General features: G+C 35.8%; 7 protein-coding genes. 3 read left to right on the top strand and 4 right to left on the bottom strand.

What is annotated here, in order from left to right:
- Nucleotides 1-174 precede the first annotated feature (174 nt).
- Nucleotides 175-594 carry a DUF3842 family protein gene (locus tag PHP06_09890; GenBank protein MDD3840861.1) on the top strand — a complete coding sequence of 140 codons (420 nt, stop codon included), beginning with the start codon at nt 175-177 and terminating at the stop codon, nt 592-594.
- A 95-nt stretch (nt 595-689) separates the two neighbouring features.
- Here the strand turns inward: PHP06_09890 and PHP06_09885 are convergent, their stop codons facing one another.
- The 3 genes from PHP06_09885 to PHP06_09875 all read right to left on the bottom strand — a co-directional run bounded on the left by PHP06_09885 (nt 690) and on the right by PHP06_09875 (nt 3,262).
- The gene (locus PHP06_09885) at nt 690-1,208 is read right to left on the bottom strand and encodes an ECF transporter S component (GenBank protein ID MDD3840860.1); all 519 of its coding nucleotides are present in this window, start codon (nt 1,206-1,208) and stop codon (nt 690-692) included.
- Nucleotides 1,209-1,545: 337 nt separating this feature from the next.
- Nucleotides 1,546-2,082, bottom strand: coding sequence for a DUF2148 domain-containing protein (locus tag PHP06_09880; GenBank protein ID MDD3840859.1), 537 nt, complete (start codon nt 2,080-2,082; stop codon nt 1,546-1,548).
- A gap of 40 nt (nt 2,083-2,122) precedes the next feature.
- Nucleotides 2,123-3,262 (bottom strand): site-specific DNA-methyltransferase, encoded by a 1,140-nt coding sequence (locus PHP06_09875; GenBank protein ID MDD3840858.1) that lies wholly within the window; start codon nt 3,260-3,262, stop codon nt 2,123-2,125.
- A 91-nt stretch (nt 3,263-3,353) separates the two neighbouring features.
- On the opposite strand from PHP06_09875, the gene PHP06_09870 reads away from it, so the two are divergent.
- Together PHP06_09870 and PHP06_09865 are read left to right on the top strand one after the other, a co-directional pair.
- Complete coding sequence (locus PHP06_09870) at nt 3,354-4,130, top strand: Bpu10I family restriction endonuclease (GenBank protein ID MDD3840857.1); 777 nt, start codon at nt 3,354-3,356, stop codon at nt 4,128-4,130.
- Between the two features lie 66 nt (nt 4,131-4,196).
- Nucleotides 4,197-5,441: an NAD(P)/FAD-dependent oxidoreductase gene (locus PHP06_09865; protein ID MDD3840856.1), complete on the top strand. Its 1,245-nt coding sequence runs from the start codon at nt 4,197-4,199 to the stop codon at nt 5,439-5,441.
- Nucleotides 5,442-5,456: 15 nt separating this feature from the next.
- Here PHP06_09865 and PHP06_09860 read toward each other — a convergent pair whose 3' ends face one another.
- On the bottom strand, nt 5,457-6,890 hold the full coding sequence (locus PHP06_09860) for an aspartate ammonia-lyase (GenBank protein MDD3840855.1): 1,434 nt from the start codon (nt 6,888-6,890) through the stop codon (nt 5,457-5,459).
- Nucleotides 6,891-7,205 lie beyond the last annotated feature (315 nt).

Raw genomic sequence — 7,205 nt, 5'->3', positions numbered from 1 at the left:
AATCTGCCACACTATTATTATAAATATTAATGTATAGTGTGACACATTAAGTCGCATCTCCGGGTATTATATACTTCCTCAACGAAGTTTAAATTAATATCGAACAGGAACATATATATAGAGGGTTGTTGATTATCCAACAACATTATTTTATAATAAACAAAGGTGATAACCATGAATATAGCTGTAATAGATGCACAGGGTGCAGGTCTTGGAAAGACCATAATAAAAATGATAAGAAAACAAATCCACTACAAAGTTCACATAACGGCGCTAGGTACAAACGAATATGCCACTCAGAACATGCTTGATGCAGGTGCAAATCTAGGTGTAACCGGTGAAACCCAAATATGCAGTTTTTGCAAAGACGAAAAAATAGACTGCATAATAGGTCCTATAGGCATATTGTCCAGCGGAGGTATTAAAGGAGAAATAACCCCATCAATATCATTCTCAATATTTAATATGAACTGCAAAAAATACATAATTCCTTTGAAAAAACATGGGATCTATATTCCGGGTACTAGAAACCTAAAAATAAAGGAAATAATGCAAGAGATAGTATGGGATATAAAAAATAATATCAGCCCTTAACAGCTGATATATAATATGGCTCATTATTATCAATTCCTATCTCTATCTTGAAATAACCTTTCACATTTTTCACAGTTTAGACAAACTCAAGCATGTCAGACTTTTAAACCTTTGTTCGATTCAAAAAGCCTAACCACAAAAGGTATCAATACTAATTGTATGACAATCCCCCACATAGAATTTACAAATGCCGAAGCAAGAAAAGCGCTCAACACAAACCTATCACCACCTGCGAACAATATTATGTAATTGGCAATACCCAGCACTACTCTACCTATCAACATGGAAAGTATCAAGGATATATATATATTATATCTCTTTTGCTTGTAAAAAAAACCTGCAAAAAAACCATATGCAGCCAGCTCGAAAGCCATAGAAACTGCTGTAGGAAATATAGGCGGCATGCCTGTCAACGCAGAATTCAAAAGTGGAGCAACAAGTCCAACTAAAATACCGTATTGTGACCCTAAAAAAAACCCACAAAGCAATACAGGTATGTGCATTGGAAGCAATGCGGCCCCTCCAACACCTGTCCAATGAAAAATATAGGGCAATATAATTGCAAATGCCAAAAATAGCGCCGCTTTTACCACATTATTAGTGTTAAACTTCATAGAACTTTCCTCCTTTTAAATAAAGTATAATGAAAATAAAAAAAGACAGAGCTTTAAACGCCCTGCCTTCGTGGCAATGTCGTACCTTTCCTAGTATAACATAATTTTCTTGCAAAAATCAATGGCTATTACTTAGCTGCATTCTACAGATGTGGACATATTTCATTCAAATTCTCAATGTAATATTAATATTAAAGATAGAAATTACTTTGAAGTGTTTTGTAGAATCGATAAACTACACCTCTCTAATTTGACACAACATCTAGATTTTTAAAGCATAATTTAATGATATAAAAAACTGCCCGAAAGGACAGTTTTACATATTATATATATATTTCTACTTCTTCTTTCTATCAAAAAATAAATTCTTTCCCCTTACTGCGATTGGGATACCATATATCAATTTTACATCTTCGCCTAATAGCTTAAGCTGGGCAGCTGTCTTGCCTGCACTAAACATCACCCGATTATCCGCTCTATCGTCAGCCGCGATACTCACTGCAGAACCTATTGCTATTCCCAAATCCGTTACATCAAAAGAACAGATTCCTCCATTTTTTGCATTTTCCGCACAATCCTTATACCCACATAGCCCACAGTATTGGACTCCCCTTGTTTTATATTTAGTTCCTATCAATACTATGGCCTGAGCATCTCTTATATTTTTAGCATCCCTTGCAAAAAAATCCACATCTTCTCTGTCAGCTACTTTTTCCATATGTCGGGCTAATTCATCCTTATCTTCACCTGTGAGCACCGCTGTTTCGATATTATCAATTCCCCTGCCTTTAGGCGCTGTCCTTGCTGCAGCACACATCCTCTCTGCCGTACGTACGGCAGAATTCATCTCCAGCTCCTCACTTTTATAAAACATTTATAATCCTCCCTACATAATTTTGAAAAACATTTAGTTATTATTTTAGTCTTTCTATCGCCTTATTACAGTAGTCTTGAGAGATGTCTATACCTAAATATCTACGTTTAAATTTTTTAGCCACTGCAGTAGTGGTCCCTACTCCGTTGAATGGATCCAAAACAATATCGCTCTGATAGCTGAATAATTTTATCACCCTTTTTGCAAGCTCTTCAGGGAACATGGCAGGATGTCCGTATTCTTTCATCTTTCTTTCAGGGGCTATCGACCATTTTGCTACCACCCACTCCTTGAACTCATCGGCTGTAATGTCTATATCTTCCTTTTTTCCCTCCTTTTTGAGGGTTCCCTTACAAAAAACCTCCAAAAACTCCCAGGTATATTTCAAATATGGACTAGACGGACTTTTCCATGAACCCCATGCAGTATATTTGCAATTATAATTATTCTTCTCCCATAAAATCTCCCCCTTCCACGACATCTTGTTATTGATGAAAAAATTGCTTATTATATGATGGCTAGGTATATAATCAGAAAAAAGAGGCTGGATATTTACTACTATACGTCCTCCAAACTTTAGTACTCTTATACACTGCCTAAATATAGCAAACAACTTATCAAAATAGTCCTCCCAGTAATGGTCGTCATCCTGACCTGTATAGTCCAATCCGAAATTATAAGGAGGTGAAGTAAATATCAAATCTATACAATTATCCGGTAACTTTTTAAGCTCGCTCTCGCTGTCCCCACAGATAATTTTATTCTGATACTCGTCTGGAAGCTCATTTTTGTCCCTTGAAAAATCGTTATCCCTTGTATAGTACATCTTATCTCTTTTTATTTCCTTTTTCTTCCTGTGTTTTACCTTTCTCTCTGCATTATAATTGGCATATATTCTTTTACTCCCTTTTATGTTATAGCTCTTTATAGCCTGGATTTTTTCCAACATTTGATCAAATAATCTTACGTTATGCGCCCTCTGCTGTTTGACAAAAGCTTTGAACTTTATAAAATCCAGCTTGTTCAAATAAACAATGACATTTTCCCCATCCATATCAGCAAAAATATCTGTCTTTGGAAAACTATCGTTAAATAAGCCAATATATTGTTGGGTAAATTCATCTGTTTTGCCCTGGAACGGAATATCTATTCTTATGTAATCTTTTTTATCAACCCGCAATATTTTAAATCCTCCCAAAATTGTTTTGCTTTTTTCTATGTGATACAATTATATCATATTATAAAGGTAGAGCTAAGGAGGACACAGGTAGATGAAAAACGACTGGCATTATCATGGCCATAATATATTGACCAAAATTAAATCCAACTATGGAGGAAATAAACAGGCCTTCCAACATTTTTATCAAAATCGGTACAAAAAGTTCCGTGCCAGTCTTATATCCATAAAAGGGGCAGATCTAAATGATGTAAAACAGAAAGTAGATATCTTAAATGATTATTATCTCTCTGTAGAAACATTTGAAAGAAAATATAATGTGAGCTCCCAGTCAAAATTTCGTTCAACGCTTTTGGAGGAATTCAACGGCTACCTTTTCCAAAACATACCTGAAATAGATAAGTTGCAGCTGGATTTTTTTAATAAAGGTATATACGCCGGCATGAAAATTGATGCCAGCGGTAAAATTTCTATAATAACCAAAGATGTGGATTTTTGCATAGGTAAAAAATTCAACATAAAAATAGATGATATACAACTGGATCTTATAATTCCAATAGTCGCAATCGAGGTTAAAACGTACTTAGATGCAACCATGTTCAACGAAGTACAATTCTCCATGCAGATAATAAAAAACGCAACTCCAAATGTAAAAAATTATGTATTAATGGAAAGAAACGAAGTAAAATCCGATAAGATCATATCTAGCAGAGCAGATTCCCCGCTAGATGAAATGTTCGTATTAAAAGGTAATATAGACCAACCAATTGATTATAATACAGTTTATGAATATTATCAGGAAATATACAAAGCCCTAACCTCCAACCTCAATACCAAAATAAAGATGCCTGGGAGACTATTTAACCCTTGAGTTTAATATACCATCTTCTATTCCTCTTAATGATGACTAAAACAAGGAGTGCTAATATAAAACGATATGGCTAATAATATAAAAAAACATGTAATTATAATAGGAGGCGGAGCCTCGGGAATGATAGCTGCTATTTCTGCCGGGAGGCAGGGCGCAAAGGTCACTATATTGGAAAGAAACCCCCGAATTGGAAAGAAGATATTAGCTACCGGAAATGGCAGATGTAATTTTACCAATATAAATACAGATATAGATTGCTATAATGGAAAAAACCCTAAATTTGCATTCAGTGCGTTATCCACTTTTGGAGTGAGTCAAACAATACATTTTTTTGAAAAGCTTGGAATACAACATAAGGTAGAAGATGAAGGCAAAGTTTTTCCCATGTCTGATCAAGCTTCCAGTATTTTAGATGTCCTAAGGTATGAGCTGGAACAGATAGGTGTAAATGTAATCTGTAATGCATATGTAAAAAAAATCGTTCATAAAAAAAGTTCATTTATAATCGAATTGGAAAACGGCAGTACATTCAAAGGAGACAGAGTAATTCTTGCTACAGGTGGCAAGGCTATGCCTTCTAGCGGTTCAGATGGAAACGGGCTTCAATTAGCAGCAAAATTGGGACATGCTGTTGTAGACATATTCCCCGCTCTTGTTCAGCTAAAGTTGGAGGGAAACTTTTTCAACCAGATACAGGGTGTCAAATTTGTAGGAACAGCTGAGTTATTACACAAAAACAAATCTATTATGAAGGATAGAGGAGATATACTTTTTGGCAATTACGGTGTGTCAGGTCCTCCTATTTTGCAGATCAGCAGAAAAGCAGGACAGCTTTTGCACCAAAATAAGCCGGCAATTTTAAAAATATCCCTTATCGACACCATTCCTGTACACCAACTAAAAAAACTTCTCGCTCAGCGATTTAAAGATGGGGCTAATAAAACCATCCAATTCAGCCTAGTAGGTCTGATAAACAAAAGATTGATACCTATTCTGTTGAAAGAGTCAGGAATTAAAGACTTGAAGCGCCCTGCCGGAAATATCTCTGCTAAAGAATGTGAAAATATCGCTAATATATTGACCCAATGGAAATTCAATGTAAAAGGCACTAAAAGTTGGCCCAGTGCTCAGGTGACGGCAGGCGGTGTTGCAACCCACCAGATCAACCAGAGCACAATGGAATCAAAAATTGTAAAAGGGTTATTTTTTGCAGGCGAGATAATAGATATCGATGGCCAATGCGGCGGCTTTAACCTCCAGTGGGCATGGTCTTCCGGTTTTATCTCCGGACAAAATGCAGCCCTCCTTTAATATATGATAGTAACCTCACTGGGCTAATAGGTGTTTTGCTGATATTCCCGGCTCTGTCATATTTATGGCATCTAACACCTCATCAAGCTCTGTTTTGTTCATTATTCCATTTCTAATTATTATATCCTTGATGGATTCTCCTGTCTTGATAGCAGTCTCTGCAATCTGGGCAGCCTGTTTATATCCTATATGAGGACATATGGCAGTAATAATGCCTATGCTATTTTCAACCAGCTGTTTACATCTTTGTTTGTTAGCTGTTATCCCTTCTATACATTTTTCAACAAAAGCATCCACCCCATTAGTTAAGGTCTCTATAGATTCAAATAAGTTATAGAATATTATCGGTTCAAAAGCATTTAGCTCTAACTGCCCCCCTTCTGCTGCCATGGTTATTGTGACATCATTTCCTATAATATTAAAGGCTATTTGATTAATAACCTCTGGTATTACAGGGTTAACCTTACCCGGCATTATAGAAGAACCATTTTGCCTTGGAGGAAGATTTATCTCTGCAAATCCCGTTTTGGGACCTGAAGACATAAGTCTTAGATCATTGGCTATCTTTGACAAGTTAACGGCGCATGTCTTTATAGCACCGGATACCGCTACAAAACAATCCAAATTCTGAGTTGCATCTATCAAATCCTCTGCCGGTTTCATCTTTTTACCTGTAACTTGGCTTAAATTGGGGACTATCCTCTTTAAATATTCCTGGTCTGCATTTATACCTGTTCCTATTGCAGTCCCCCCCATATTCACAACCTTTAATTCTTCTCGCACTTTACTAATTCGCAAAATATCCCTTTTTATCACACAGCTATAAGCATTGAACTCTTGCCCCAGTCTGATAGGTACAGCATCCTGCATCTGAGTTCTCCCCATCTTTACAACATCATCAAATTCTCGGGATTTATCCTTTAAAGCACTATATAATCTTTTCAGTTGATGTACTGCCCTTGAAAGTAGTCTTAAAATAGTGATTTTACCGGCAGTAGGTATAACGTCATTGGTAGATTGCCCCATATTCACATGGTCGTTGGGATGTACTATAGCATAATTCCCTTTTTCCCCACCTAAAATCTCAATAGCTCTATTGGCAATTACCTCATTTGCATTCATATTTAAAGATGTTCCTGCTCCGCCCTGAATAGCATCTATTATAAATTGATCATATAATAAACCGCTGATTATCTCATCGCAAGCCTGAATGACGGCTTTTTCAATGTCCTTATCTAAAAGACCGATCTCACTGTTTGTTATAGCAGATGCCTTCTTAACCTGTGCTAAACTTTTTATAAACTCTTGATGCACCCTCAAACCTGTTATTTTAAAATTTTCAGCGGCTCTTAATGCCTGAACACCGTAATATGCACCTTTAGGAACTTTTTTGCTACCTAACGAATCACTTTCTTCTCTAAAATCCACATCACAAACTTCTAATGACATAAAATGACCTCCTAAAAACATTGAGATGTTTTCTCTCTTTTCTGAAAAATGCAATAAATCCTGCATTTATATATATTGTATTGCTTTTTTACAGTATAATCAATAGCAAAATGAATAAATTCCTTCATTTTTTATAAAATGCCACAAAGCTATATTATCTAATGCTTCTAAATAAAAAATACTGCCCTTTTATTAGGCAGTTTTTTGTGCTTTCATCTTATTCACTTAATTGATTTAAGCTTTGCAATATCTCGCCAGTTTTCAGCAGTATTTATTTCTATCCTGGATATATCAGATTTCATCTCTTTTATTTGG

This window comes from Clostridia bacterium, assembly GCA_028698525.1.
Classification (GTDB): Bacteria; Bacillota; Clostridia; order JAQVDB01; family JAQVDB01; genus JAQVDB01.
Note: the sequence above shows the minus strand (reverse complement) of the source record. Positions and strands in the feature narration are given on the sequence as shown.